This window comes from Pseudarthrobacter sp. GQ63, from assembly GCF_059758765.1.
The window spans coordinates 1-218 of the sequence record NZ_JCAXEF010000054.1; the positions used below are offsets into that span (position 1 = coordinate 1).

Below are 218 nucleotides of genomic sequence, written 5' to 3' on the forward strand. Positions count from 1 at the left end.
ACCGCCTACGCCACCCACGGCGTGCCCCTGGTCCCGGTCTACGTGTTCTACTCCATGTTCGGCTTCCAGCGCACCGGCGACGCGTTCTGGGCCGCCGCGGACCAGATGACCCGCGGCTTCATCATCGGCGCCACCGCAGGACGGACCACCCTCACCGGCGAAGGACTCCAGCACGCCGACGGCCACTCCCCCCTGCTCGCCTCCACCAACCCCGCCGT

The 218-nt window shown here is 71.1% G+C and carries 1 protein-coding gene; it reads left to right on the forward strand.

What is annotated here, in order from left to right; all coding sequences use genetic code 11:
- Nucleotides 1-218, forward strand: a 218-nt coding sequence (locus AC6CHP_RS20810; RefSeq protein WP_498232077.1) for a hypothetical protein, incomplete at both ends; no start/stop codon positions are given.